We start from the raw sequence: 26,917 nt of genomic DNA, 5'->3' as shown, positions 1-26,917 counted from the left end.
ACGCTTCGCTCCCACCCACCACTCCGTGCTCCTGCACCTAGCCGACTACGAGGGGAAGTCACCCGGCGGCCTTGCCATCCGAGTCCTCCTGCAAATCGGAAGAGGGTCGACCTCATCGGCACTCGCTCCATCCGGGAACAAGAACACAAGCAATACCTGCCCATCTGGGTCGCGTCCCACGGCATCCACACCGCCGTGATTCCAGACGCGCATCGTGTCCGTCCCTGGGTGATCCGGACCGTCATGGACCTCGCGCCCACCCTTGACACGGTCGTACTCGTCAGCGAACCCGGGCACGGGGGCACAACCCTCAGCGCCCTCTCACGCTACGGGCTCCACGTCGCGGCACTCCCCTGGAACGAGTTCTGTACGACCCATTCATTGCTCCCGAAAGCCAAGTCGAACGACGAACCCCGATACGGAATGGACCACCTCCCGCAGGTCGACTTCTTGATCTTCCGCGACCGCTGTCACCGCCAGAACGACCCCGAGCGGTTCAAGGCCATCGACGACGACTATCGACACACCTTCGACACCGCCATGTCCGTCTCCCCAAACGAAGAGGCAGTCCTTGACATGCTCGGACACCGTGCCCGGAACGCCACCACTACCGCCGAGATCCTGGTCGCCGTCCGAGCCACCCAACGCGCACTCTTCTCGCGTGGCCACCTCATGCAAGCCCACCCCGACCGGATGCTCGGCACCTTGACTGCGATCCAACCGCCAAGGCCAACCGAGCACCACTGGCACTCACTCAGGGCATACATCCGACCCGAGCGGGCCGCCGTAGTGGCCCTCTACCTGCTCGGCCTACCTACCGACACGATCCGTGCCGTGACCATAAACGACATCACCCAGGTCCTGGCTACCGGACAGGTCTGCGGACACCCGATTCCGAACCTCGCCAGGCCGTACCTGGACGCTCAACTCGAACGCCGCCGCCAAGAGAGCGCCAAACCGTCCGACCTGTTCCTCGACCTACCCGGCGTCCGGCAACACCAAGAGATCCTCACCGACGCGCGACGTGACCTGGGCCTGCCCATCGACGGCAAGAACCTTTCCAACGACCACAAAACTCACTACGACCGTGCCCTCTACCGGCTCGGCATCCAGATTAGGGACCTGACATGACCTTCAACCACCACCTCATCCGACATGCCCTCAACGACACCGGCATGCTCGTCAGCGAACTCGCCTACCGCAGCGACATGTCCATCAACACACTCACCCGCCTCCTCGACGGCGAAGAAGACCCCGGAGACCTCCGAGTCGCCACCCTCACCCGACTCGCCGACCACCTCGGGCTACCCCTACAGGCCCTCATCGCCGCACCCGACCAGCCCGACCCAGACCCAGGCCAACAGCCACCCGGAGGCGAGACCGCCGAAGACTTCGCGACGGTCATCAGCGCCATTTACGACCGAGGGAACACCCCCACGCTCAACAGCGAACTATGTGACGCACTGGACTGGAACCTGGACCGGCTCACCACCGCCTACAAGGAGGCCGACCGACGGCTACGTCCCGCCGGACTCCGCCTTAACCGCTCCCACGGCGAAGCAAGCATCGTTCCCCTCCACAACCACGCCGCCACACGCCAATCGCTCAACGAGGTCAGCACGTCCAACAAGGGACTCACCATCGAGCACTACCAAGCCATCTACGCCCTCATGCAGGGGCGACCATGGACCGACGTCTCTGGCTCCAACACCACCCGTCGCCGCTTCATCACCGGCGCGCTTATCAACCACGGCATCCTCACGGGCGAACGCGAAGACCCCCACATCGCCGACGCCGTGACTTTCGGCGACCCACACGCCTAGGGGGCATCCACGCGTCCGAATGGTCGTACCGCCGGATGGCGGCAGATCCGGTGGGGTTGTCGCCGCGCGTCAGATCAAGGCCAATCCGCAGGGACCTGCTCCACAGTCGAATAAACCTCAGGCAAGGGATGGTCGACGCCCTTGCCCCATTGGTGCCGTTGGGCGTTGTACTCAGCGTCGCTGTGGAACGGGTCGCCGCCGCGAGAGTGCGCACCACACTCGCAGTGCCAGTTGTACAGCGTCCGGCTCTTGGTCGCGCCGCCCGAGTCACCCGAGCCGCGCAACCCGCGCAGCAATCTCCCAAACATCGTCCGCCTCCATCACTTGCGACGTACCACTCGTGCCGATCCCTCAGAACGTACCCGTCGACAGCGCGACAATGCCGCTCGCAGGCAACCCCGAGACGTCCAGCGCTAGGTCATCGCTTTGCAGCATGGTGACATGCGTTCCCGGAACGTCAGCGCATCGGCAGATCCAGTGGTTTGCGTGCGCGGATCCGTAGTCCGGTCACTGGTGGGCTAAGCCTGCTGATCCTGGTGGTGCCATCGGACCATGCGGGCGTTGGCGACGACTTCCACCTGGCTGCGGCGGTACCGGCGGATGCCTCGGATGTCAGTCTCGAAAGGAATCAAGTCGGCGCGGGCCAGTTGGTTGACACGCGTCCTGCTCACGCCAAGGACGCGCGCCACCTCTTCGCTGCTGATCCATTCGGCGCGCCCGGCAGCGATGGCTTCGATCTGGGTCAGGGAGTATCGCCGCGAGGGCCGGTCGCTGCGAGGACCGCCGGTCCGCCCGGAGGACGGTGCCCTCCTCGACCAGCCTTTCCCTCGCGAGTCTGGGCGTGATGCGACGGCGGTGCCAGCGCCTCCGTGCCCGCTGAGCCCCGCCTGACCCCGGGCTACGTGACAGCCCAACGCGCGGCTCGTGGAAAGGTTGAGACAGAGTCTTCCGAGCGGTGACATCTACGCGTTAGCCTGCGATGGTCGGGCGCTACCCGCCCCGGCACGACTGCGTGGGGACGCTCTCGAAGGGGGAATGATCGTGGCAATCTGTCCGACCTGTCGGGGCAAGGGGCGCTGTCCCCGCTGCGATGGCAGCGGCAAACTCGGCGGCATCATCGGTGGTGCCTGCCCAACCTGCCGGACCAAGAAAGTCTGTCCCTCGTGCAACGGCAAGGGCCGCACCTAGCCGACTGCCCTGAGGCTGCTTAGTTCGTTCCTGCACCTGGAGGCATCCGGCTGGCTCTTGGGCCCCACCGACCCTATTTCTCCACCCGATCTTGAAACGGAGATCCCATGGGATTGTTCTCGCGCAAGACGGCCCCGACCCCGTCTCGTCCGCAGACGCTGGGCTCGGGTCGCAGCCTTCGTTCCGACCTGGCTGTCGATGATGCCCTTGGAGCATTGGAAGACGCGGTTGGCACTTACCAGCAGCGTCCATACCCCGACATGCCACTGGTCTCTGAAGCGGGCGTGAGTTGGCTCGGCGCGGGCCCGGCACCCGACACGGCTGTGTGTTGTCTTGACGTCGACAGTCATCCGATCTTCGCGCTTTACTGGACCGACCAGGCGGGCGTTAAGATCGCACTCATCCCTCTTGGCTCCGGGGACGCTCGCCTACAAGCGATGCCGATCATCGGCACCCTCAAGGGATTCGATCCCAGCCTGTCTTCGACCGGGACGATCCCCGACGGTTCGTTCACCCTCACCCCGCCCCCGTTCCCTGATGACTACTGTGCCGACATCCTCAGTCGATGCGGCTACCCAGTCACCCCGCACAACCTCACCGTCGTGCAAGCCAAGATCGGCGAGAGCGCGGTCCTCAAGAGTTGGCAATTCATCAACTCGCAGGACTCCGCTGCGGCGTCACAGTTCACTGCACGTCACCAGGCGTCAAGTGCGGAAGACGTGCTCGCCGACCTCGCTGCCTGGAACCCCGGAACTCTCCCCCTACATCCAGGACTTTCCAAACCGTTTCCGGTCCGTCCTCACCGAGGCGGCCCGCGAGGCCGACGGTGGCGGTTGGACCACGGACCTTCACCGGTAGAGCCACAACGCGAACCGCTCCCGCCGTTTGGGGGCCGCTCTACTTCAGTTGGTTGTCGTACCACTGCGCCGCACACTTGACCGCTGAGCGGAGCCCGACAACACCGCGTAGGCGACACGCAACTTCACGTTCGCGTACGCGCCCAAAGGCTCCAGACATGGTCCACCGATCTGGCACGCAACGCGCCGCTAATGGAGCAGCCCAAGCGGACCACCGGCGACCCTGGAGATCCCCTCCCGGTCGACGCCATACTCAACCTAACGGGGACGGGCCACCCTAGGCCGGTGGCCCGAACCCGGCGGTGTGGGCCGTGTTAGGCAGGCGGCCCGCCTCGCTCCTGCCTCGCAGCCCCGCATCGCGCTCCGGCTCCGCGCCTCGTGGATGTTCCTCTCCGGCAGAACAGCGCACAACAGATCTCGGTGCAACACCTGGTTTGAACAAGGAAAACGGTGCAGCCCGCTTCGACCAACGCCCAGGATCCGACTGGCGGTTCGGGCGGTGATCCAGTCGGGGTCCCATGCCTTCGGGTCGCTCACGCGCAGCAGAATCGCAGGAGCGAGCGTCGCGCTCAACTGCCTCGACTAGGTTGTGGATAAGTGACACGCGCTGTCACTGGTGACCCGACCTGTCAGTTATCCACAATGAGTGGTGACGCTTTCATGTCGCAGGCGGTGACAGTTGCTGTCGTTTCGTGGTGGCAGTTGCTGTCGCACCGGTGACAGTCCGATGTCGCCCTACACGCGGACCGTCAGCCGTGGGCCATGTCCACGAAGCGGGAGTAGTGGCCCTGGAACGCCACGGTCAGGTCGCGGGTCGGACCGTTGCGGTGCTTGGCCACGATGATGTCGGCCTCGCCGGGACGGGTGGACTCGCGCTCGTACACGTCCTCGCGGTGCAGCAGGATCACCATGTCGGCGTCCTGCTCGATCGAGCCCGACTCACGCAGGTCGGACACCATCGGGCGCTTGTCGGCGCGCTGCTCGGCGCCACGGTTGAGCTGCGAGAGGGCCACGACCGGGATCTCGAGCTCCTTGGCCAGCAGCTTGATCTGCCGGGAGAACTCCGAGACCTCGAGCTGACGGGACTCGACCTTCTTGCCGGAGGTCATCAGCTGGAGGTAGTCGATGACGATCAGCCGCAGGTCGTGGCGCTGCTTGAGCCGGCGGGCCTTGGCCCGGATCTCCATCATCGTCATGTTCGGCGAGTCGTCGATGAACAGCGGCGCGGAGGAGACCTCGCCCATCTTGCGGGCCAGCCGGGTCCAGTCGTCGTCGTTCATGTTGCCGTTGCGCAGGTGGTTGAGCGGGATCTTCGCCTCGGCCGAGAGCAGCCGCATGGTGATCTCGTTGCGGGTCATCTCCAGAGAGAAGATCACGCTGGCCATGTTGTTGTGGATGGCCGCCGCGCGGCAGAAGTCCAGCCCGAGGGTGGACTTGCCCATCGCGGGACGCGCCGCGACGATGATCATCTGCCCGCCGTGCAGGCCGTTGGTCAGCTCGTCGAGGTCCGCGAAGCCGGTCGGCACGCCGACCATCGCCCCGTCGCGGTTGTTGATCGCCTCGATCTCGTCGAGCGCGGACTCCATGATCTCGCTCAGCGGTGCGTAGTCCTCCGAGGACCGCTTCTCCGCCACGCCGTAGACCTCGGCCTGGGCCCGGTCGACGACCTCGTCGACCTGGCCCTCCCCGGCGTAGCCCATCTGCGCGATCCGGGTGCCGGCGTCGACGAGGCGGCGCAGGATCGCCTTCTCCCGGACGATCTCGGCGTAGTAGGCGGCGTTCGCCGCGATCGGCACGCTGGCCGACAGCGTGTGGAGGTACGGCGCACCGCCGATCCGGGCCAGCTCGCCGCGACGCTGCAGCTCGGCGGTCGTGGTGATCGGGTCGACCGGCTCGCCGCGGCCGTAGAGGTCGACCATCGCGTCGAAGATCGTCTCGTGCACGGGGCGGTAGAAGTCCGTGCCGCGCACCGACTCGATGACGTCGGCGATGGCGTCCTTGGACAGCAGCATCGAGCCCAGCACGCTCTGCTCGGCGTCGTTGTCCTGGGGCGGGGTGCGGTCCCCGCCGCGGCCACCGCCACCGCCGCCGCCGCCGAAGCCCGGGTCGGCGGGGGCGGACCAGGGCCCGTCCATCGCGAACGACGGCTCGGTGTCGTGGGCGTACCCACTGCTGGACGACGCGATGCTCATGCTCGGCTCACCGGTGCGATGCCCTTCTCGTGACGACTCTCGAGACTCTTCCAGCCCGCGCCGACGGTTTCGTGCAGCCGCTCCGACGATCCCCTGCTGCGGACTGCGGTGGCTGACGCTACGGGTCCGGACGCACCGGACAAAGCCCACTGTCCACAGGGCTATGTGGATAACCCCCCGCACCGTGTGGAACACGCCCGGCGACATGTGCACAGCCTGTTCACCGACCTGTGGAGAACTTTTCCGTCTTGGCCGTAAAACGGCCTCTGACCTGCAGGAACGACCTGTGACGCCTGTGCACCGGAGAAAGGCTCCGAAAGATTCCGTTCACCTTCCACCCCCCGGACGTTCTGCTGTCTCCATGTCGACAAAGCTCCTGGCGCCGACCGTGATCCCCAAGATTGGACTAGTTACACACAGCCATTACCGGGGTAGTCCTGTCACGATCAACCATGGCATGTGAGTCTTACCGCCCGTAGGCTGGCCCGGTGCAGACCTCCGACCCGGCCGCCCGGCGCGCGTACGACCGGGAGATCCTCCGGCTGGCGGTGCCGGCGTTCCTCGCGCTGGTCGCCGAGCCGATGTTCCTGCTGGCCGACGCCGCCATCGTCGGCCACCTCGGCACCCCGGAGCTCGCCGGGCTCGGCGTCGCCGGCGCGGTGCTGCAGACCGCGGTCGGGCTGTGCGTCTTCCTGGCCTACGGCACCACTGCGTCGGTGGCCCGCCGGGTCGGCTCCGGGGACGTGCGGGGGGCCCTGGCCCAGGGTGTCGACGGGGTCTGGCTGGCGGTGCTGATCGGCACCGTCACGACGGTCGCGGGGGTGCTGCTGGCCGGCCGGCTGGTCGGGCTGTTCGGGGCCGGTCCCGCGGTCGACGTACCGGCCACGACGTACCTGCGGCTGGCGTTCCTCGGGGTCGTGCCGCTGCTGGTGATGCTGGCCGCGACCGGGGTGCTGCGCGGGCTGCAGGACACCCGGACCCCGCTGGTCGTCGCCGTGGTCGGCAACCTGCTGAACATCGTGCTGAACCTGGTCCTGGTCTTCGGCCTCGACCTCGGCATCGCCGGCTCCGCGATCGGCACCGACCTGGCCCAGCTCGGGTCCGCCGCCGCGCTGCTCGCCGTGGTGGTCCGCGCCGCCCGGCGGGAGGGCGCACCGCTGCGTCCGGACCTGGCCGGGGTGCGCCGGGCGGCGCACGCGGGCGTCGCGCTGGTGGTCCGCACGCTGACCCTGCGCGCGTCGCTGCTGGTCACGACGTACGTCGCGGCGTCGCTCGGGGCCGCCTCGGTGGCCACCCACCAGCTCGCGCTGACCCTCTGGACGTTCCTGGCCTTCGCCCTGGACGCGATCGCCATCGCCGCCCAGGCGCTCACCGGCCGCTCCCTCGGGGCGGGCGACCGCGAGGGCACCCGGGCGATCACCCGCAGGATGGTGCAGTGGGGCGTCGGGTCCGGCGTGATCACCGGGGTGCTGCTCGCGGCCGCGGCGCCGCTGCTCGGCGGGCTGTTCACCACCGACCCCGCGGTCCGCGACCTGCTCTGGCCGGTGCTGCTCGTGGCCGCGGTGTTCCAGCCGGTCGCCGGGGTGGTGTTCGTGCTGGACGGCGTGCTGATCGGCGCCGGGGACGGCCGCTACCTGGCCTGGGGCGGGATCGCGGTCCTCGCGGTGTTCGCGCCGCTGGCCCTGCTCGCCGGGCACCTCGGGTCGGGACCCGGCGCCGGGCTGACCTGGCTGTGGGCGGCCTTCGGGGTCGGGTTCATCGGCAGCCGGGCCGTGGTGCTGCTGCACCGGGCCCGCGGCACCGCCTGGATGGTCACCGGCGGCTGAGACCGGCGGAACCCGACCCGGCGACTCTGGCGGCGGGAGAGCCGCTGACCCGGCGACTCTGGCGGCGGGAGAGCCGCTGACCCGGCGACTTTGGTGTGTGGCGACGCGATCCCTGTCAGATCGGCCAGGCCGCGGGCGCGGATGTCGCTGGTCGGCACACGGATCACCGCCAGAGGCGCCGGGTCGGCGGGCTTCCCGCCGCCAGAGGCGCCGGATCGGCGGGCCTTCCGCCGCCAGAGGCGCCGGGTCGGCGGGCTTCCCGCCACCAGAGGCGCCGGGTGGCGGCGTGGTTTCCCGTGAAACACGGGACGGCCCCCGGGCGAGAGGTGTCTCTCTCGCGCGAGGGCCGTCCGGGTGCTGCGGGGCGGGGCTGCCGGTCAGTCGGGGGCGCGGCCGCCGCCGCCCGGCTCCTCGTAGATCGCCCAGACGCTCGAGGAGCGCCGGGCCCGCATGAAGTTCCAGTGGTCGACGTACGCGTTGTAGACCGACCTCGACGGGATCCGCAGGGTGACCTCGTCGGCCTTGATGCTGCGGTCGGCCCAGTTGTTCGAGCCGGTCCAGGTGACCCAGTTGGACGTGTCGCCGCCGACGTTGCCGGACGCCGCGAACATCTTCATGTGCGAGTACTTCGCCGCGACCAGCCCGCTCGGTCCGGGGAACAGCACCCGGCGGGCGATCATCCGGCTATTGGTGCCACGGGTGAGCACCGTGTAGGTGCCGTGGCCCATGGAAGCTGTAGAGGATCCGGACGTAGCAGCCGTTGTTGTAGAGCTGCCGGACCCGCTGGGCGAGGTAGAGCCCGCGGCTGCCGTGCCAGGCGTGCATCGCGATGTAGACGACCGTGTGCCCGTGGTACCCGGCGCCGCCGGTCGCGCCGGTGCAGCGGATCGTGTTCAGCGCGTTGAGCGTCTTGTCGTTGCTCTTGTTGGCCTGGCGGTAGGGGTAGAACGTCGAGGTGTACGGGCCGGCCTCGAAGATCCGCGGACCGTTGCTGCTGTGGTCCGGCGCCATCTTGTTCCACATCGCGGTGTACTCGTCGTACAGCGCGGTGTTGCCGTTGACCGTGAACAGGTCGTTCCACTGCACCCGGACCGCGTTGCTGGTCATGTTGTTCGAGCCGACCATCACGGTGTCCGTGGCGGACCCCGCCTGCGAGAACAGGTAGAACTTCGTGTGCAGCACGGTCGTGCCGAGGCAGCCGTTGCTGCACCGGTAGACGTAGCTGCGCTGGTTGGTGAACGCCTTCGTCTTGGCGCCGACGCCGTTGACCAGCCGCCGCCAGGACGGCGAGTTGTCGACGTTGAGGTGGGAGTTCATCAGCAGCTTGACGCTGACGCAGCGGCGGGTCGCGTCGATCATCGCGTCGACGAACGACTGGTCCGCGATGGAGTACAGCGCGATCTTGATCTCGGAGGGGTACTCAGCCGGGTTCGTCGGGCAGGCCGCCTGCTTGCCGGTCGCCGGGTCGATGCCCTTGGGGATGCGGTAGCCGGGCGCGCTCTTGACCGCACGGATCACGTGGGTCAGCAGGTTGCGCCGGGCCGACTGGGAGCCGTAGGGGTTGTTGAACCGCGGGCCGGCCGGCGGCGAGTAGTGCACCGGGGAGAACTTCTTGTACGTCGCCGGCTGACCCGGGACCGGGGTGACGGCGCGCTTCGCGGCGACCACCCCGGACCGCACCGAGGCGGCGGCGGGCGTCGCGTCGGCGGACACCGCCGGCACCGTGAGCACGGCCGCTGCCGCGACCGCCATCGAGACGACGAACCTGGACACACCACGCATGGAGAGAAACCCCCTGTCGAGTTCGGAGGCTGCCCCCGCGAACACCCCGAAATCAGCAGTAAAAGAACGATGGAAACACCCGACCCCGGATTGTGTCAGGTGATCGGCTGGATCCTGCTGCCGGCGAGCCGACATCTGGACACGCCAACCATCCGGTGGCGCCGACGGAACCTTACGCCCCGCCGGTGACCGGCACTCGTAGGCTCACCCTGTGACACCCCTGCAGAAGGTCGCGATGGGCCTGGTCATCGTGTTCCTCAGCGCCCGCTTCGCCGGGTACGACGCGCTCGCCGACCCGGTCGGCTGGGGCCTGGTCGTCGCCGGGCTGCTGCCGCTGCGCCGCACGCTCCCCCTCGGCGGCACGGCGCTGACCCTCGCGGTGCTGGCCGGCCTGGTCGCCGTCCCCCTCGTGCTGCCGGCGCTCGACGAGCGGCTCGCGGCCAGCGGCCAGTGGGGCGCCAGCCTGCCGCAGACCGCGTTCTGCGTCGTGCTGTGCGGCTCGCTGTGCACGCTGGCCGACCGGGCCGGCGCCAAGGAGGCGGGCCGCTTCGGCCTGCTCCGCTGGGTGTTCGTCGCCGTGGCGCTCGGCCCCGTGCTGGTGTACGGCGGCAGGGTCGACGCGCTGGCCGCGCCGGTGGCCGTCGTCGCGGTGCTCGCCAACGTCGCGCTGGTCTCCTACACGTTCGCCGTCTCGCGTCGCACCTGGAGCCGCACCCCCGAGCCGGCGCCGGCCGGCTAGCCCCCGGCCGGGGCGTGGATCGCCCGGCCGCCGCCGATCGGCTCGGCGAAGGACGCGTAGACCCCCGAGGTCCGGCGCTTGGTGATGTAGAGGAACTGGGCGCGGTACTGCTCGTAGGCCGCCCGCGACGCGATCCGCATGGTCACCTCGTCGAACTTCACGCCGTCGTTGGTGAAGTTGTTCGAGCCGGTCCAGACGACGTACGCGGCGTGGTTGCTGCCGACCACCCCGGACACCGAGATGTTCTTGAAGTGGCTGTAGAGCGTCGCGTTGATGCCGCCGTGCTTGGAGAAGATCGTCCGGCGCACCGACATCCGCGGGCCGACCGCGCTGGACAGCTTCTTGTAGACGCTGAAGCTCATGAAGCTGTAGAGCACCTTGACGTAGCAGCCGCTGTCGTAGAGCTGGCGGACCCGGTTGGCGAACGCGTAGCCGCGGACCCCGAACCACGCGTGCATGTTGATGTAGACGACCGTCCGGCCGCCGATGCCGGTGCCACCCTTGGCGCCGGTGCAGTGGATCGACTGCAGGGCCGCCATCGTCGGGTCGGTGGAGTTCGGGGTCAGCGGGGTGAAGGTGGTCTGGTAGGCCCCGGCGGTGAAGGTGAACGTGCGCTGCTGGTCGCGGTCGCGCTCCATCCGCGCGAACATCGAGAGGTACTGGCTGTACAGGCTCGCGTCGCCGCGCACCGTGTAGAGATCGTTCCACTGCACGCCGGACGCGTTCGAGGTCATGTTCGAGGAGCCGACCATCACCGTGTGCGCGATGTTCTGGCCACCGGGCGCGGCCAGCGCGGTGTCGAACAGGTAGAACTTCGCGTGCAGCACGCCGCCGCCGCGGCAGCCGAAGTTGCAGCGGTGCGCGAACGTGCGGCGCACGCCGGTGCTGTCGCTGACCTTCGGGCCGAGGTAGTGCTGGAGGTAGCGGATCGACGGGGTGTTGACCGGGCCGAGGTGGTTGTTCATCAGGATCTGCACGCTGATGCAGCGCCGGGCCGCGGCGACCAGCGCCCGGGCGAACGTCATGTCGGTCGCGGAGTACAGCGAGATCCGGATCGTCGAGGGGTAGACCTTCGGGTCGCAGGCGGCCTGGGTCGGCACCTTGTAGCCCGGCATCGACCTGATCGTGCGGATCACGTGGGTCAGGTTGCGGCGCTGCGCGACCAGGTTGCCGGTCGGGTCGTTGAAGGTCGCGCCGGCCGGCACCGTGTAGTGGTCGGGGGCGAACACCGGGCACAGCGTCGAGACCAGCGAGCAGTCCAGGACCTGCCAGGCGTAGTCGGCGGTCTGCGGGCCGACCAGCGTGCCGAGGACCGCGCGCACGGTGAAGACGTAGCTGCCGCCCTTGAGGTTGGTGTACGTCGCGCGGCCGGCCACCCCGCCCGGGCAGGGGCCGAACACGTTGGTCCGGCCGGGGCCGGTGATCCGGCACTCGAAGGTCGCCGCCGGGTTGTCGGCGTGGAAGGTGAACGTGCTGAACACCGGGGCACTCGCGGGCGACGTCGTCGGGTTGGCCGGCCCGGTGTCCACGACCGCGGTCGGTGCGACCGGCGTCGTCGGGTCGGCCCAGGCCATCGGGGCGACGGCGGTGGAGCTGAGCAGCACCCCGAGCAGGACCAGCAGGCGAAGCAGCGAACGCACCAGAGAACTCCCGAAGACGAGCCGGGCAGCGCACTGCCGCGGCTTCCCACAGCTGACCGGATCGTCAGCAGCCCATGACAACACGGGGGGTCGGGGACTCGCAGAACAACACCCGAAAAGGTAAAGAGGTGTTGCGCACACGCCCCGGTATAAAGCCGAGGAGGCGACGAGCGGTCTGTACCGCTCGTCGCCTCCTCGATGAACGAGGCTCGGCGGGTCAGCCGGCGACGACGTTCAGGTTGACGAGCGCGTCGAGCTCGTCGTGCACCTTCACGGTCACCTGGTGCGTGCCCAGGGACTTGATCGGGTTGCCGACGATGATCTTGCGCTTGTCGACGGGTGCGCCCGCCTCGGTGATCGCCGCGGCGATGTCGCTGACGGTGACGGCGCCGAAGAGCCGGCCACCCTCGCCGGCGCGGACCGGCAGCTGCACGGTCGACGCCTCGAGCTTGGCCTTGATCTCCTTGGCGTGGTCGAGGTCGCGGACCTCGCGACTGGAGCGTGCGGCCTTGATGGAGTCGACGGTGCGCTCGCCGCCCTTGGTCCAGCGGATGCCGAAGCCCCGCGGGATCAGGAAGTTACGGCCGTAGCCGTCCTTCACCTCGACGATGTCGCCGGGGGGCACCGAGGCCGCCGACCTCCTGGGTCAGGATGAGCTTCATGTGTACTCAGCCTCCTCAGCGAGCGGTGGACGTGTAGGGCAGGAGAGCGACCTCGCGGGCGTTCTTGACCGCGATGGCAACGTCGCGCTGGTGCTGCACGCAGTTGCCGGTCACCCGACGAGCGCGGATCTTGCCGCGGTCGGAGATGAACTTGCGCAGGAGGGTGGTGTCCTTGTAGTCGACGTAGGACACCTTCTCCTTGCAGAACTGGCAAACCTTCTTCTTCGGCTTGCGGAGTACTGGCTTGGCCATTGTGGTGCTCCCTTTCGTAGAGCCCGGCGTGCGCCGGAATGGTCAGAGGGATGGTGGTGCGGGAGTGAGCGGGATGCTCACCCGTGGGTGGTCAGAACGGGGGCTCTTCGCTGGAGCCCGAGCCGCCGCCCGGTGTCGCCCAGGGGTCGGACTGGCCGCCCTGGGTGCCGCCGGTGGAGCCGCCCGAGTAGCCCGAGCCGCCGCCCTGGTTGCCGCCCCACGAGCCGCCGCCCTGGCCGCCGGCCGGAGCAGCCGCCTGGCCGCCCCCCCTGGCTGCCCTGGTTGCTGGCCCACGGGTCGTCGCCGCCACCGGACTGGAAGCCCTGGCCGCCGCCGGAGCGGCTGGTCTTGGCGACCTTGGCCGTCGCGCTGCGCAGGCTGGGGCCGACCTCCTCGACGTCGATCTCGAAGACCGTGCGCTTCTCGCCCTCGCGGGTCTCGTAGCTGCGGGCCTTCAGACGTCCCTGGACGATGACCCGCATGCCGCGGGTCAGCGACTCGGCCGCGTTCTCGGCCGCCTGCCGCCAGACCGAGCAGTTCAGGAACAGGGTGTCCTGGTCCTTCCACTCGTTGGTCTGCCGGTCGAACGTCCGCGGCGTCGAGGCCACGGTGAAGTTCGCCACCGCGGCACCCGAAGGGGTGAAGCGGAGCTCGGGGTCGGCGGTGAGGTTGCCCACCACGGTGATCGGGGTGTCGCCTGCCATGTCAGGCCTCCAGTCGGTAGTCGGTGGCGGTCAGCGGATGTCGGGTCGGAGGACCTTCGTGCGCATGACGGACTCGTTCAGACCCAGTTGGCGGTCGAGCTCCTTGACCGTGGCCGGCTCGGCGTTCAGCTTGACGACGGCGTAGATGCCCTCGGGCTTCTTGTCGATCTCGTAGGCGAGACGACGACGTCCCCAGACGTCGACGTTCTCGATCGTCCCGCCGTCCTGACGGACGACGTTGAGGTACGTGTCGAGCGACGGGGCGACCGTTCGCTCTTCGAGGTCGGGATCGAGGATGACCATTACTTCGTAGGCACGCAAAGCAGTCTCCACCTCCTTCGGACTCAGGCGGCCACGGCGTTTCCGTGGCAGGAGGGCTTGCGTACGCCGTACGACCCCCGGTGCTGCTGGGAGGAGTGCGGCGTGCCGACCGCTCGCCACACCCACTCTGGACGCGGGGGACGGACCGATCGACTGCGTCACGATATCAGCGGCGGACACCCCGCGGAAATCGTCGTCCACAGGAGCATGAGCGGGCGCCGGCCGCGGTACCGGGGGGCATGACGAACACACCCGAGCAGACCAGCGACCAGCAGACCAAGGTGCACGACCTGATCCGGAAGACCCGTCTCGCGATGCTCACCAGCGTCGGTCCCGACGGCCGCCTGGTCAGCAAGCCGATGGCCACGCAGGACGTCGAGTTCGACGGCGACGTCTGGTTCATCGCGGAGCGCGCCTCGGAGAAGGTCCGCAACATCGAGGCCCGTCCGGAGGTGAACGTCGCCTACTCCGACAGCAGCTCGTGGGTGTCGGTGTCCGGGACCGCGTCCGTCGTCGACGACCACGCCAAGCTCGAGGAGCTGTGGAACACCTTCACCGACGCCTGGATGGAGGGCGGACCGGAGAACCCGAACAACGTGCTGATCATGGTCGACGCGCACTCGGCGGAGTACTGGGACAGCCCCGGCAGCAAGGTCACCCAGGTGGCGAACCTGGTGAAGGCCAAGTTGACCGGCAAGCGCTTCGAGGGCGACAACGAGACCGTCGACCTCGGCTGAGGCGTCCCCGCGGGCGGGATGACCCGCGCGGGTCTGGTGGACCTCGCGGTCCGGGTGGCAGGCTCCCAGCGACCGACCGGCCCTCCCGCGAGGTGACGCATGCCCACCGACCTCCCTGCCACCCTCTGCGCGGCCTTCCAGCGCACCGTCGCTCGTGACCCGGACGCGGTCGCGCTGCGCACGCCGGGGGACGCGGTCACGCTGACCTGGCGGGAGTACGGCGCCCGGGTGCGCCGGATCGCCGCCGGCCTGCACGGCCTCGGCATCCGGCGCGGCGACACGGTGGGCCTGATGCTGGCCAACCGCCCCGAGTTCGCGCTCGTCGACGCCGCGGGGATGCACCTGGGGGCCGCGCCGTTCTCCGTCTACAACACCTCGTCGGCCGAGCAGGTCGCCCACCTGTTCGGCAACGCCGGCAACCGGGTGGTGGTCTGCGAGTCCGCGACCCTCGACGTCGTGTCCGCCGCCGGCGCGGACCTGGACCACGTGGTGTGCGTCGACGCCGAGCGGCCCGGCACGCTGACCCTGGCCGCGCTCGAGGCGGCCGACGAGGACGGCTTCGACTTCGACGCGGCCTGGCGGGCCGTCGGGCCGGACGACCTGGCGACGTTGATCTACACCTCCGGCACCACCGGTCCTCCGAAGGGCGTGCAGACCACCCACCGGCACGTCCTGGAGCAGGTGCGCGCGATCACCGGGGTGGTCGGCGTCCGGGACGGGGACCGGATCACCTCGTTCCTGCCGTCGGCGCACATCGCGGACCGGGTGACCACGCAGTACTTCGGGGCCGTCCTCGGGGTCCAGGTCACCTACGTCGCCGACGCCCGGACCATCGGGGCTGCCCTCGTGGACACCCGTCCGACGATCTGGTTCGCGGTCCCCCGGGTCTGGGAGAAGCTCAAGGCCGCGCTGGAGGCGCAGGTCCCCGGGCTCGACCCGGCCTCGGCCCCGGAGGCGCTGCGCGGACAGCTCCGCGCCGCGATCGGGCTCGACCGGTGCCGCTGGGCGTGGTCCGGCGCCGCGGCCGTCGCCCCCGAGACGCTGGACTTCTTCACCGGCCTCGACGTCCCGCTGGTCGAGCTGTGGGGCATGTCGGAGGTCACCGGCGCCGGCCTGCTCAACCCGCCGGACCGTCCCCGCGTCGGCACGGTCGGGCTGCCCCTGCCCGGACTCGAGACGCGGCTCCTCGACGACGGCGAGCTGCTGGTGCGCGCGCCGTACCTCACCTCGGGCTACCGCGGCGACCCGGAGCGGACCGCCGAGGCGATCGACGCCGAGGGCTGGCTGCACACCGGGGACGTGGCTTGCGTCGACGCGGACGGCTACGTCACGATCGTGGACCGCAAGAAGGAGATCATCATCAGCGCGGGCGGCAAGAACATGTCCCCGGCGAACATCGAGAGCACCCTCAAGGTGGGCTGCCCGCTGGCCGCGGCGATCACCGTGGTCGGCGACGGTCGGCCCTACAACGTCGCGCTGGTGGCGCTCGACCCGGACGCCGCCGCGGCGTACGCCGCCGGGCACGGTCTGGCGCCGGAACCCGCGGTCCTGGCGCAGGACCCCGGCCTCCGGGCGGCGGTGGCGGCCGGGATCGCCGCGGGCAACGCCCGGCTGTCCCGGGTCGAGCAGGTCAAGGAGTTCGAGGTGCTGGCGTCGTTCTGGGAGCCGGGCGGCGACGAGCTGACCCCGACCCTGAAGCTGCGGCGCCGGCCGATCGCGGCGAAGTACGCCGACGTGATCGACCGGCTCTACGGCGGACCCGCGGCGCAGCGGGGTGTCCCCGGCCGGTCGTAGGGTGAGGGACATGGCTGGCTTGAGAATCGGTGCGCACGTCGCCCAGAACGACCCGATCGCCGAGGCGAAGTCCCGCGGCGCCGACCTGGTGCAGTTCTTCCTCGGCGACCCGCAGGGCTACCAGGGCCCGGAGGTCGCGTACGCCGGCGGGGCCGACGCCCTGCGCGCGGACGCCGAGGCCGCGGGGGTCGACCTCTACGTGCACGCGCCCTACATCGTGAACGTCGCCACCACGAACAACCGGATCCGGATCCCGAGCCGCAAGCTGCTCCAGCAGCACGTCGACGCCGCGGCCACGATCGGCGCCAAGGGGCTGATCGTGCACGGCGGCCACGTGAACAAGGCCGACGACCCGGAGAAGGGGTTCGACAACTGGCGCAAGGCCGTCGAGGCCACCGACCTGAAGCTGCCGCTGCTGATCGAGAACACCGCCGGCGGCGACAACGCGATGACCCGGTCGCTGGACCGGATCGGCCGGGTCTGGGACGCCATCTCGACCGCCGAGGGCTTCGAGCAGGTCGGGTTCTGCCTGGACACCTGCCACGCGCACGCCGGCGGCAACGACCTGTCCGCGGTGGTCGCCGACCTGGTCGCGATCACCGGCCCAATCTCGCTCGTGCACTGCAACGACAGCCGCGACGAGTTCGACTCCGGCGCCGACCGGCACACCAACTTCGGGCAGGGCCGGATCGCCCCCGACGAGCTGGCCGCGGTCGTCCGCGACGCCGGCGCCCCGGTGGTGTGCGAGACGCCCGGTGGACCCGACGAGCACAAGGCCGACTTCGCCTTCCTGCGCGAGCGCCTGTGACGCTGGCCCGCCCGCGGGCCACCCGCCGGTCCGTCCTCGGCGCGGCCGGTGCCGCCCTCCTCGCGGCCTGCTCCTCGCCCCCGCCGGAGCCGGCGAGCTCCGCCCCGAAACCGGTCCGGCACCACTACGGCACCGGCCGGGACCAGTTCGGCGACCTCTACCTGCCCGACGGCGAGCCCGGTCGCGGGACCGTGGTGGTGGTGCACGGCGGGTTCTGGCAGAGCGGCTTCGGCCTCGACCTCGGCGCGGCGATCTCCGCGGACCTCGCCGACCGGGGCTGGGCGGCCTGGAACATCGAGTACCGCCGGCTCGGGGACGGCGGCGGCTGGCCGACCACCTACGCCGACGTCGCCGCGGCCGTCGACCACGTCGACCGGCTCGACGTCGACCCCGCCCGGGTCGTCACGCTCGGCCACTCGGCGGGCGGTCACCTCGCCGCCTGGGCCGCGTCCCGCCGCGGGACCGGGCTGCCCGGCGGGCGGCCCCGGGTCCGGGTCACCGCGACGGTCCCGCAGGCCGGCGTGCTCGACCTGCGCACGGCCGCGGACACGGGCCTCGGCGGGACCGCCGTACCCGGGATCGTGGGTGGCCTGCCGGGCCGGGTCCCCGGCCGCTACCGGCTGGCCGACCCGATCGAGCGGCTGCCGCTGGGGCTGCCGATCCGCTGCGTGCACGGCACCGACGACTCCACAGTGCCGATCTCCCAGAGCCGGGCGTACGTCGCGGCGGCCCGCGCGGCGGGCGACGACGCCGCGCTCGTCGAGGTGCCCGGCGACCACTTCTCGCTGATCGACCCGCGCACACCGGCCTGGAAGCGGACCGTCGAGGTGCTCGCCGGCCTGTCCCGGTAGGCCCGTTACCCTCGGGGCGTGACCTCCCCCGCCCTGACCGTGCGCACCCTCACGCCGGAGCAGCACCTGGACTTCCTGCGCACCTGGACCGCCGACGGGGGATCGGCGAGCTTCCTGCAGACCCCGGCGTGGGGCACGGTCAAGAGCGAGTGGCGGCGGGAGTCGATCGGCTGGTACGACCCGTCCGGCCGGCTGGTCGGGGCCGGCCTGGTGCTCTACCGGCAGCTGCCCAAGGTCAAGCGCTACCTCGCCTACCTCCCCGAGGGACCGGTCCTGGACTGGGACGCCGAGGACCTGCGGGTCTACCTCAACCCGATGGTCCGGCACCTGAAGAAGGCCGGCGCGTTCGGGGTGCGGATGGGACCCCCCGTGGTGACCCGCCGCTGGGACGCCGCGGCGGTCAAGCAGGGCGTGGCCGACGCGTCGGTGCGCCGGCTCGGCGACGTACCCCCGAGCGAGCGGTCCCAGGCCGGGGCGCGGGTGGTCTCGCAGCTGCAGGAGCTGGGCTGGCGGCCCCAGCAGGTCGAGGGCGGCTTCGCGGCCGGCCAGCCGCAGTACAACTTCCAGATCCCGCTGCGCGACGCCGGGGGCGCGGCGCGCACCGGGGAGGACGTGCTCGCCGGCATGAACCAGCAGTGGCGGCGCAACATCAAGAAGGCCGCCAAGGCCGGGGTCGAGGTCACCCACGGCACGCCCGCGGACCTGCCCGCCTTCCACGAGCTCTACGCGCTCACCGCGGAGCGCGACCACTTCACCCCGCGCCCGCTGTCCTACTTCCAGACCATGTTCAGCGCGCTGCTGGCCGAGGAGCCGGACCGGATCCGGCTCTACCTGGCCCGCCACGAGGGCGACCTGGTCGCCGCGACCGTCTGGGTCCGGGTCGGCGGCCACACGTGGTACTCCTACGGCGCCTCCTCGACCGAGAAGCGCGACGTGCGCGGCTCCAACGCGGTGCAGTGGGCGATGATCTCGGACTCGCTGGCCGCCGGCGCGGACGTCTACGACCTGCGCGGCATCACAGACACCCTGGACCCGGACGACTCGCACGTCGGGCTGATCCAGTTCAAGGTCGGCACCGGCGGCGAGGCCGTGGAGTACGCCGGCGAGTGGGACCTCCCGCTCAACCCGGTGGTCTACAAGGCGTTCTCCCTCTACATGAGCAGGAGGTGACGACGTGCCGCTGACCCTGTACGTCGACGGTCCCCGCTGGCGCACGCACCTCCAGGCCGTCCGCGACGCGCACCCGGGGATCGTGCCGGTCGTCAAGGGCAACGGCTACGGCTTCGGCGTGGAGCGGCTCGCCGCGCGGGCCGCCTGGCTGGGCGTCGACACGGTCGCCGTCGGGATGTACCACGAGGTCACGCCGGTCGCGGCCGCCTTCCACGGCACCGTCATGGTGCTCAGCCCCTGGCGCCCGTTCGAGACCCACGTGGTCTTCGACAGCCACGTCGTGCACACCGTCGGCCGGCTCGAGGACCTGCGCGCGCTCGCCGAGCGGGCCGCGGGCTCGGGCGCGAAGCCGCGGGTGGTGCTCGAGCGGCTCACCTCGATGCGCCGGCACGGCTTCTCGGCCCGCGACCTGCGCGAGGCCGCCGGCCTGGTCGAGGGCCTCGCGGTCGAGGGGGTCGCGGTGCACCTGCCGATCTCCCAGGGCTCGCACCTGACCGAGGTCAACCGGCTGATGACCGACGTGGTCGCCGCCGGCCTGGCCACCCACCGGGTCTTCGTCTCGCACCTGACCGACACCGAGCTCGGGGTGCTGCGGCAGTCCTACCCGGACTACGAGTTCCGCCCGCGGATCGGCACCCAGCTCTGGCTCGGCGACCGCTCCGCGCTGGAGGTCCGCTCCACGGTGCTCGACGTGCACCCGGTCGAGCGCGGCGACGTCTACGGCTACCGCAGCCGCACCGCCCCGGCGGCCGGCACGATCCTCGTGGTGTCCGGGGGCACGGCGCACGGCATCGGGCTCGAGGCCCCCACCGGCGGCGCCACCCTGAAGGACCGGGCCGCCCGGATCGCCAAGGGCGGCCTGGACGCGGCCGGGTTCGTGCGCTCGCCGTACACCGTCGACGGCAAGCAGCGGCTGTTCGCCGAGCCGCCGCACATGCAGGCCTCGATGCTGTTCCTGTCGCACGGCGCCAAGGTGCCCGCGGTCGGCGACGAGGTCGACGTCCGGGTCCGGTTCACCGCGACCACGTTCGACCAGACGATCATCAGCGACTAGCCGGCCGGCCGCCACGCCGCGTCGCGGCCGGCTGCCGCCAGGTAACGCCCCAGCCGAGTGGCGTCGGACCCGGCGGGGAGCGGCGGCCCGTAGGGACCCTGCCCGGACGCGAGCGGCTCGGCGAACACCACGAGGAACCGCTCGACGTGGTCCAGAGACCCGGGGGTGGGCTCGAAGTCCTGGCCGGTGGCCCGGGCGACGTCCCACCCGTGCACGACGAGCTCCTCGATGGCCACCACCGCGTTCTCCTCGCCGGTCATCTCCACGCCGCCGGCGGCCACCCGGCCCTGCCAGGCGGCCGGGTCGCGCCACGCCTGGGCCAGGTCGGCGAGCCGGAGCGGGAGGTCGGCGCGCCAGTCGGCGGGCAGGCCGTCGGCCACCGAGGGCGGCGCCTTCCGCGCGTTCGCGGCGAACACCGTCGCGAACTGGTGGACGTGGGCGAGGAGGTCCGCCAGCGACCACTCGGCGCACGGCGTCGGCGCGTCGAGCTGGTCGTCGCGCACGCCGCGGACCACGCGGACCAGGTCGTCGGACGCAGGGCCGAGGTCGAACATGCGGAGCTCCTTCGTCGGAGGGACGGTCACGGGTGCAGACCGTCGTGCTGCCCGGAACTCATCGGCCGGTCAGCCGAAGCTCAGCGCGACCTTGACGTCGTCGTCCTGCGGGGTGAAGGCGTCGGCGAAGTCCTCGAGCGGGACCCGCCGGCTGACCACCCGGCCGAGCCAGTCGAGGTCCGCGGCGGCCAGCGCCTCGGCGGCGTGGGCGTAGTGCCGCAGGTTGGCGTTCACCGACCCCACCACCACGTCGTTGTCGAGCACGATGTCGCGGTTCAGCTCGCCGGCGTCCACCCGGACCGTCCGCCCTCGGGAGGAGACGCCGGTCAGCACCGTGATGCCGTAGGGCGCCGCGCCGCGCATCGCCGCGAACACCAGACCCGGCGCACCGGTCGCCTCGATCACCACGTCGGGACGGACCCGCGCCATGATCGCGTCCATGTCGGAGTGGTGGTAGGTCGCGTCCAGGCCGTGCACGAGCTGCGGCTTGGCGCCCTTGGTCGGCAGGTCCAGCACGTGCACGTCGAGGCCCCGCTGGGTCCCGAGCAGGGCCGCGAGGAGCCCGATCGGCCCGGCGCCGGTGACCAGCACGCGGCGCGGCTCGAACCAGGCCCGCGCCCCGATCCGCTCCACCTGCTCCCAGGCCTTGGCGACCACCGTGGTCGGCTCCATCAGCACGCCGACGTCCTCCAGCCGGTCGTCGAGCTTGACCGCGTAGTCCGTCTCCACGGTCCACTGCTCGCTGGCGTAGCCGTCGAGCTGCTTGATCCCGCGCTCGGTGTAGCCCCCGTTGCGGCACATGTCGAACTCCCCGTGCCCGCACGCCCCGCACGGCTCCGGGTCCGGCCGCCGCACCACGCCGACCACCAGGTCGCCCGTGGCGAAGCCGGACCCCGCCGGCGCCTCGCGGACCCGGCCGAACGACTCGTGCCCGATGACCAGCCGCTCCTGGCCGGCCGGCGCCCAGCCGTAGTCGCCCCGGGCGATCTCCCGGTCCGTGCCGCACACCCCCAGGGCGAGCGCGTCGACGAGCAGCTCGCCGGCCCCCGGCACCGGGTCGGGGACGTCGACGACCGCCAGGGAGTCCGGAGTGAGGGGGATCGTCGTGAGTGCGCGCATACGTCCGTCGTACCCAGGGATGGTCGGTGCCAAGCCCGCGCGCGGCACCGTCCGACCTCCCCGGCGGGCAGGCCGGACGGCCGGGGCCCAGTGCGTCAAGCGGGTGCGAGCGAAGTGGGTTCGGCGGGGTCGTCGGTGAGGCCGTCGGCGCGCACCGGGTCGTGCGCGGGCTGCAGCACGTCGCGGACCACCAGCACCGCGATGTAGAGCTCGGCGGCCACCCGGACCACGATCGCGAGCCAGTAGAACCGGTCCGGCTGGCCGCTCGACCCGGACGCCGTCCAGCCGCCGAGGTAGAGCCACACGCTGCCGAAGTAGAACACCTCGCCGGCGGTCCAGATCAGCACGTCGCGCCAGCGCGGCCGGGCCAGCGCGACGAGCGGGAGCAGCCAGAGGACGTACTGCGGGGAGTACACCTTGTTGACCACCAGGAAGCCGACCACGACCAGGAACGCGAGCTGCGGGATCCGGGGCGTACGGCGGGCGCGCAGCCCGAGCACCAGGACGCCGACGCAGACCGAGCCGAAGAAGAGCAGGGAGACGGCGTTCACCAGGCCGGGGGTGACGGTGTGCCCCATCTGCTGCCAGACCAGCCAGACCGAGCCGAGGTCGGCACCGCGCCGGTCGTTGAAGGTCCAGAACACCTTCCACTGGTCGAACGCGGTCAGCATCGCCGGCAGGTTCACCGCCAGCCAGGCCAGCACCGCGGCGCCGAGGGTCGCGCCGAACGCGCGCATCCGGCCCCGGCGCAGGCACACCACGAGCAGCGCCCCGAGCAGGAAGAGCGGGTAGAGCTTGATCGCGGTGCCGAGGCCGAGCAGGACCCCGGTGAGCAGCGGCCGGTCGCGGGACCACGCCCACAGCGCGCCGGCGACGGCGGTCACCGCGAGCAGGTCCCAGTTGACCAGCCCGGTGAGCACCAGGGCGGGCGAGGCCGCGAAGAGCATCGCGTCCCAGGGCCGGCGCCGGTGCACGCCGGTGAGGAACCAGGCGGCGAGCAGCGCGAACGGCGCCAGCAGCACCGCGGTCACCACGAAGTAGAGGCTGGACTCCGCACCGACGCCGGGCTGGGCGTAGACCCGGTCGCCCGGGACCAGCCGGCGCGCGGCGAGGTCGCCGTCGCCGAGCGCGTGGGTGACCACGGCGGCGCCGTACGCGAAGTAGCCGGTGAGGACGGGGTACTCCATCGCCTGGTAGCGCCCGCCGTTGTCGGTGTAGGGCAGGTACCCCGCCGCGAAGCCCCGCCCGGTGTAGAGGTAGGGCACGTCGGAGTAGCACATCGCGCCGTAGCGCAGCTGGGAGCCGGACCAGTCGTCGCGCACGCACGGCGTCTTCTGCACCATCCCCAGCACGAACGCCAGGGCCGCGACCGCGAGCACCACCCGGACCGGTGTCCACCACCAGTGCCCGGCCGAGCGGTCGCCGGACGGACCGCCGATGCTCTCGCTCGCGGCGGTCACCAGCGGGTCGGTCCGCGAGGGGCGGACGACCTCGCTCATCGCCCGATCATGGACGGGTTGTCATCTACGGACCGCCGGAGGGTGGCGCGGATCGCTGGTTGCCCGCCGCGGCCGGGGTGGGTGGCACGATCGTCGCCGGGCCCGTCGGGGCGGGTGTCGGGGTGGGAGTCGGCGTCGGCGTCGGTGTCGGGGTGGGCGTCGGCGTCGGGGTGGGCGTCGGCGTCGGCGTCGGCTGCTGGGTCCTCGTCGGCTGCTGGGTCCTCGTCGGCTTCTTAGTGGGCTGCTGGGTCGGCGTCGGCGCCGGGGTGTACGTCGGCTGCGGGGCGTGGTCGTCCTGCTTGGCCTCGACGTTCGCGGCCGGCGGGAAGGCCTCCACGTCGGCGTCGTCCAGCGACAGCTTCATCGCGTCGGTCCAGGTCCGGGTCGGGTACTCCGCGCCGAAGTAGGGCACGAGGTAGCCCGGCGTGCAGCTCTCGCCGTGCTTCTCCACGCAGCTCAGGTTGTCGTTGCCGTCACCGCGGACGTACATCACGGCGGTCGCGAGCTGCGGGGTGTAGCCGACGAACCAGGACGACGAGACGTTGCCGTCGGCGTTGGTCGCGGTGCCGGTCTTGCCGCCGGCCGGCCGGCCGAGCGCCAGGGCGTTCTGCCCGGTGCCGTTCTTGACCACCTGCTGCAGGGCGAAGCTGACGTCGCTGGCGACGTCCTCGGACAGCACCCGCCGGGTCTGCTGCGGGGCCTTGTACTGGCCCTCGCCGCCGGCCGAGGTCACCTTGTTGATGACGTACCACTTCTTGGCCTTGCCGCCGTCGGCGATCGTGCCGTAGGCGTTGGCCATGTCGACCGGGCTGATCGTCGCCGAGCCGAGCGAGATGCCGGCGACCGGCTCCAGGCCCGGCGCCGAGGACGGGACGCCCATGTCCACGGCCATGTCCAGGATCTTCTGGGGGCCGTCCTCCATCGACTGGGTGAGGTCGACGAACGCGGTGTTCACCGACTCCTCGGTCGCCTTGGTCAGGGAGATCGCGCTGCCGTAGTCGTTGCCGTCGCCCGGTCCCTCGTTGACGACCTTGTCCCGGCCGTTGGGGAACACGTACGGCGAGTTGCCGTCGAAGGTGCTGGTCAGCGCGTAGCCGTCCTTGATGCCCGCGGCCACCGCGAACGGCTTGAACGCCGAGCCCGGGGAGCCGGCGGTCCGGCTCGCGTAGTTGATCTGGCTCTTGAGGTAGTCCTGGCCGCCGTAGAAGCCCTTGAGCGCGCCGGTCCGCGGGTCGACCGACGCGACCCCGATGTGCAGTCCCTTGAGGCCCTGCGGCTTCTGCTCGCGGACCGCCTGGGAGGCGGCGTCCATCGCGTTGCGGGTGAAGGTGGTGGTCACCTTCAGGCCACCGCCGGAGATCTCCTGGTCGGTGAAGCCCTTGGCGAGCAGCTCCCGCTTGACCAGGGTCAGCACGTGGCCGCGCTGGCCGCCGTACTGGTCCTCGGACTTGATGCGCGGGAACTTCGGCAGCCGCTGCTTGACCTGCTCGGCCCGGTCGGCGTCCAGGTTGCCCATCGACGCCATCCCGTCCAGGACGTACTGGTAGCGGCCGAGCAGCCGGGTGCGGGCGTCGGCGCCGTTGGCCGGGTCGAAGGCGGTCGGCGAGTTCAGCACGGACGCGAGGACCGCGCCCTCCCCGACCGTGAGGTCCTTGGCGTCCTTGTCGAAGTACGCCTGCGCGGCGGCCTGGATGCCGTAGGCGCCGCGGCCGAAGTAGATGGTGTTCAGGTAGCCCTGCAGGATCTCGTCCTTGGACTCCTGGCGCTGGATCTTCAGCGACACGAACGCCTCCTTCACCTTGCGGGTGAGGGTGCGCTCCTGGGAGAGGTAGAGGACCTTGACGTACTGCTGGGTGATCGTCGAGGCACCCTGCGTGGAGCCGCCGCGGGCGTTGCTGAACGCCGCCCGCAGGATGCCCTTGGGGTCGATGCCCTTGTTGGTCTCGAAGGAGCGGTCCTCGGCGGCGATCACCGCGTCCTGCACGTGCTGGGGTACGTCGGACAGCGCGACGCTCGTGCGGTTCTGGTTGGCGAACCGGCCGATCTCGTGCTTCCCGTCGGAGTAGTAGACGAACGTGGTCTGCGCCTGGAAGTCCTTGTTCGGGTCCGGCACGTCGGTGGTCGCGTAGCCGTAGGCGAAGGCCGCGCAGCCGAGCAGGAAGAACCCGAGCCCGGCGAGCAGCACCCACTTGACCAGGCGGCGGCCCAGGCTCCGGCGCGGCTTGCCGCTCGGGGTCCGGCTGCCCGGCTTGGCGGCCCGGCTCCCGGCACCGCCCCCTCCGCGGGAGGCGGCGGAAGGCGCCGTGGACGCCCGACGGCTGGTCGGCGCACCGGCCGGGGCCTTCTTGGCGCCGGCGGGGGCCTTCTTGGCACCGCCTCGGGACGGGGTGGCCTTGCGGTCAGGACTCAACGGAACTCCGGGGCGCGGGGAAGGGACGGGTGGGACGTGGGGACCGGTCCGGAGCGGACCGACCCCTCGACAGGGTAGAGGCCGCCCCGTCGGACGAGGGCACTGACGTGTTCCCCGCCGGGCCCCGCGCCAACCCCCGGCGCCCGGGTGTGGCGAGGGCCACGTCGGGCCCGGGGCGTCGCGTCCGCACGAGCGATATATCGATGCGATATGTTGGGGCGATAGGAACAACCGCTATGCATCGGCAACCAAGTCCCCAGGAGCACACCCGTGGCACGTCGTGGTGAGACCCTCGAGCTCGCAGTCCTCGGACTGCTGCACGAGTCACCCATGCACGGCTACGAGCTGCGCAAGCAGGTCAACGGGGTGCTCGGCTGGAGCCGGTTGCTGTCCTACGGCTCCCTGTACCCGGCGCTGAAGAAGATGCTCAAGGCCGGGTCCATCGCCGAGCACGTGACGGCTCCCGAGCCGGGGGCCACCAGCCGCCGGCAGCGGATCGTCTACGAGCTCACCCCGATGGGGGTCGAGCAGTTCAAGTCGCTGATGGCCGACGTCGGGCCGTCCGCGTGGGAGGACGACAACTTCGACGTACGGTTCGCGTTCTTCAGCCGCACCGACATCGGGGCGCGGCTGCGGATCCTCGAGGGACGCCGCAGCCGGCTCCAGGAACGTCTCGACCGGGTCCAGCACCAGCTCGAGCTGACCCAGCAGCAGATGGACAAGCAGAGGGACCGCTACGCCGTGGAGCTCCAGCGCCACGGGGTCGAGTCCGTGGAGCGCGAGGTGCGGTGGCTCTCCGAGCTGATCAACGCCGAGCGCAGGGACGACGAGAGCTCGCGCCACCCGGAGCAGCCGGCGTCCGCCCAGGGACCCCAGACCCTGGCCACACCCCCGCAGCAAGACATCCAGCACCAGTAGCTAATAAGAAGATCCGA

At 70.7% G+C, this 26,917-nt stretch carries 23 protein-coding genes and 1 pseudogene; 11 read left to right on the top strand and 13 right to left on the bottom strand.

All coding sequences use genetic code 11. The features are described from left to right. The first annotated feature begins 228 nt into the window (after positions 1-228). Positions 229-1,131, top strand: coding sequence for a V-type proton ATPase subunit F family protein (locus tag KRR39_RS20330; RefSeq protein WP_216939223.1), 903 nt, complete (start codon positions 229-231; stop codon positions 1,129-1,131). Next, positions 1,128-1,823 (top strand): helix-turn-helix domain-containing protein, encoded by a 696-nt coding sequence (locus KRR39_RS20325; RefSeq protein ID WP_216939222.1) that lies wholly within the window; start codon positions 1,128-1,130, stop codon positions 1,821-1,823. Before KRR39_RS20330 ends, KRR39_RS20325 begins: the two co-directional genes overlap by 4 nt. A gap of 518 nt (positions 1,824-2,341) precedes the next feature. Here the strand turns inward: KRR39_RS20325 and KRR39_RS26360 are convergent. Together KRR39_RS26360 and dnaB are read right to left on the bottom strand one after the other, a co-directional pair. Beyond that, the gene (locus tag KRR39_RS26360; protein ID WP_367303691.1) at positions 2,342-2,785 is read right to left on the bottom strand and encodes a helix-turn-helix domain-containing protein; all 444 of its coding nucleotides are present in this window, start codon (positions 2,783-2,785) and stop codon (positions 2,342-2,344) included. A gap of 1,832 nt (positions 2,786-4,617) precedes the next feature. Further along, positions 4,618-6,003 carry a replicative DNA helicase gene (dnaB, locus tag KRR39_RS20315; RefSeq protein WP_216942874.1) on the bottom strand — a complete coding sequence of 462 codons (1,386 nt, stop codon included), beginning with the start codon at positions 6,001-6,003 and terminating at the stop codon, positions 4,618-4,620. A gap of 545 nt (positions 6,004-6,548) precedes the next feature. Between dnaB and KRR39_RS20310 the strand changes: the two genes are divergently transcribed. Further along, positions 6,549-7,886: an MATE family efflux transporter gene (locus tag KRR39_RS20310; protein ID WP_254185295.1), complete on the top strand. Its 1,338-nt coding sequence runs from the start codon at positions 6,549-6,551 to the stop codon at positions 7,884-7,886. Positions 7,887-8,263: 377 nt separating this feature from the next. On the opposite strand, the gene KRR39_RS20305 is transcribed toward KRR39_RS20310, so the two are convergent. Then, positions 8,264-8,614 carry a hypothetical protein gene (locus KRR39_RS20305; protein ID WP_216939220.1) on the bottom strand — a complete coding sequence of 117 codons (351 nt, stop codon included), beginning with the start codon at positions 8,612-8,614 and terminating at the stop codon, positions 8,264-8,266. Next, positions 8,571-9,659 (bottom strand): phospholipase D-like domain-containing protein, encoded by a 1,089-nt coding sequence (locus KRR39_RS20300; protein ID WP_216939219.1) that lies wholly within the window; start codon positions 9,657-9,659, stop codon positions 8,571-8,573. Before KRR39_RS20300 ends, KRR39_RS20305 begins: the two co-directional genes overlap by 44 nt. Before the next feature lie 220 nt (positions 9,660-9,879). On the opposite strand from KRR39_RS20300, the gene KRR39_RS20295 reads away from it, so the two are divergent. After that, positions 9,880-10,407 carry a hypothetical protein gene (locus KRR39_RS20295; RefSeq protein WP_216939218.1) on the top strand — a complete coding sequence of 176 codons (528 nt, stop codon included), beginning with the start codon at positions 9,880-9,882 and terminating at the stop codon, positions 10,405-10,407. Here KRR39_RS20295 and KRR39_RS20290 read toward each other — a convergent pair. The 5 genes and pseudogenes from KRR39_RS20290 to rpsF all read right to left on the bottom strand — a co-directional run bounded on the left by KRR39_RS20290 (position 10,404) and on the right by rpsF (position 13,986). After that, positions 10,404-12,047 (bottom strand): phospholipase D-like domain-containing protein, encoded by a 1,644-nt coding sequence (locus KRR39_RS20290; RefSeq protein ID WP_216939217.1) that lies wholly within the window; start codon positions 12,045-12,047, stop codon positions 10,404-10,406. The two genes, KRR39_RS20295 and KRR39_RS20290, sit on opposite strands and share 4 nt — an antisense overlap. A 217-nt stretch (positions 12,048-12,264) precedes the next feature. Next, positions 12,265-12,709 (bottom strand): annotated as a pseudogene (gene rplI / locus KRR39_RS20285) (50S ribosomal protein L9). Between the two features lie 15 nt (positions 12,710-12,724). Beyond that, complete coding sequence (gene rpsR, locus KRR39_RS20280) at positions 12,725-12,961, bottom strand: 30S ribosomal protein S18 (protein WP_187580252.1); 237 nt, start codon at positions 12,959-12,961, stop codon at positions 12,725-12,727. A gap of 77 nt (positions 12,962-13,038) precedes the next feature. Then, on the bottom strand, positions 13,039-13,665 hold the full coding sequence (locus KRR39_RS20275; RefSeq protein ID WP_216939216.1) for a single-stranded DNA-binding protein: 627 nt from the start codon (positions 13,663-13,665) through the stop codon (positions 13,039-13,041). Positions 13,666-13,695: 30 nt separating this feature from the next. Continuing rightward, complete coding sequence (rpsF, locus tag KRR39_RS20270; protein ID WP_216939215.1) at positions 13,696-13,986, bottom strand: 30S ribosomal protein S6; 291 nt, start codon at positions 13,984-13,986, stop codon at positions 13,696-13,698. Positions 13,987-14,225: 239 nt separating this feature from the next. On the opposite strand from rpsF, the gene KRR39_RS20265 reads away from it, so the two are divergent. The 6 genes from KRR39_RS20265 (at position 14,226) to KRR39_RS20240 (ending at position 20,400) form a co-directional block, all read left to right on the top strand. After that, on the top strand, positions 14,226-14,723 hold the full coding sequence (locus KRR39_RS20265; protein WP_216939214.1) for a pyridoxamine 5'-phosphate oxidase family protein: 498 nt from the start codon (positions 14,226-14,228) through the stop codon (positions 14,721-14,723). 99 nt (positions 14,724-14,822) lie between these two features. After that, the gene (locus KRR39_RS20260) at positions 14,823-16,517 is read left to right on the top strand and encodes an AMP-binding protein (RefSeq protein WP_216939213.1); all 1,695 of its coding nucleotides are present in this window, start codon (positions 14,823-14,825) and stop codon (positions 16,515-16,517) included. Positions 16,518-16,527: 10 nt separating this feature from the next. Next, the gene (locus KRR39_RS20255; protein WP_216939212.1) at positions 16,528-17,325 is read left to right on the top strand and encodes a deoxyribonuclease IV; all 798 of its coding nucleotides are present in this window, start codon (positions 16,528-16,530) and stop codon (positions 17,323-17,325) included. Continuing rightward, on the top strand, positions 17,322-18,176 hold the full coding sequence (locus KRR39_RS20250) for an alpha/beta hydrolase family protein (RefSeq protein ID WP_216939211.1): 855 nt from the start codon (positions 17,322-17,324) through the stop codon (positions 18,174-18,176). Before KRR39_RS20255 ends, KRR39_RS20250 begins: the two co-directional genes overlap by 4 nt. 18 nt (positions 18,177-18,194) lie before the next feature. Further along, the gene (locus tag KRR39_RS20245) at positions 18,195-19,346 is read left to right on the top strand and encodes a lipid II:glycine glycyltransferase FemX (protein WP_254185294.1); all 1,152 of its coding nucleotides are present in this window, start codon (positions 18,195-18,197) and stop codon (positions 19,344-19,346) included. A gap of 4 nt (positions 19,347-19,350) precedes the next feature. Beyond that, positions 19,351-20,400, top strand: coding sequence for an alanine racemase (locus KRR39_RS20240; protein WP_216939210.1), 1,050 nt, complete (start codon positions 19,351-19,353; stop codon positions 20,398-20,400). Here the strand turns inward: KRR39_RS20240 and KRR39_RS20235 are convergent. The 4 genes from KRR39_RS20235 to KRR39_RS20220 all read right to left on the bottom strand — a co-directional run bounded on the left by KRR39_RS20235 (position 20,397) and on the right by KRR39_RS20220 (position 25,982). After that, the gene (locus tag KRR39_RS20235) at positions 20,397-20,954 is read right to left on the bottom strand and encodes a TIGR03086 family metal-binding protein (RefSeq protein ID WP_216939209.1); all 558 of its coding nucleotides are present in this window, start codon (positions 20,952-20,954) and stop codon (positions 20,397-20,399) included. The genes KRR39_RS20240 and KRR39_RS20235 overlap by 4 nt on opposite strands. 69 nt (positions 20,955-21,023) lie before the next feature. Then, a complete protein-coding gene (locus KRR39_RS20230) occupies positions 21,024-22,073 on the bottom strand; it encodes a glucose 1-dehydrogenase (protein WP_216939208.1) in 1,050 nt (349 codons plus the stop codon). Between the two features lie 95 nt (positions 22,074-22,168). Beyond that, positions 22,169-23,572, bottom strand: a complete 1,404-nt coding sequence (locus KRR39_RS20225; RefSeq protein ID WP_216939207.1) for a glycosyltransferase family 87 protein — start codon at positions 23,570-23,572, stop codon at positions 22,169-22,171. 25 nt (positions 23,573-23,597) lie between these two features. Further along, the gene (locus KRR39_RS20220) at positions 23,598-25,982 is read right to left on the bottom strand and encodes a transglycosylase domain-containing protein (protein ID WP_254185293.1); all 2,385 of its coding nucleotides are present in this window, start codon (positions 25,980-25,982) and stop codon (positions 23,598-23,600) included. A gap of 270 nt (positions 25,983-26,252) precedes the next feature. On the opposite strand from KRR39_RS20220, the gene KRR39_RS20215 reads away from it, so the two are divergent. Then, positions 26,253-26,900 (top strand): PadR family transcriptional regulator, encoded by a 648-nt coding sequence (locus KRR39_RS20215; protein ID WP_216939206.1) that lies wholly within the window; start codon positions 26,253-26,255, stop codon positions 26,898-26,900. The last annotated feature ends 17 nt before the right edge of the window (positions 26,901-26,917 follow it).

Origin of the sequence: Nocardioides panacis, from assembly GCF_019039255.1 — a bacterium.
Lineage (GTDB): Bacteria > Actinomycetota > Actinomycetes > Propionibacteriales > Nocardioidaceae > Nocardioides_B > Nocardioides_B panacis.
The sequence above is the reverse complement of the archived record's forward strand: the minus strand, read 5'-3'. Positions and strand labels throughout refer to the sequence as shown.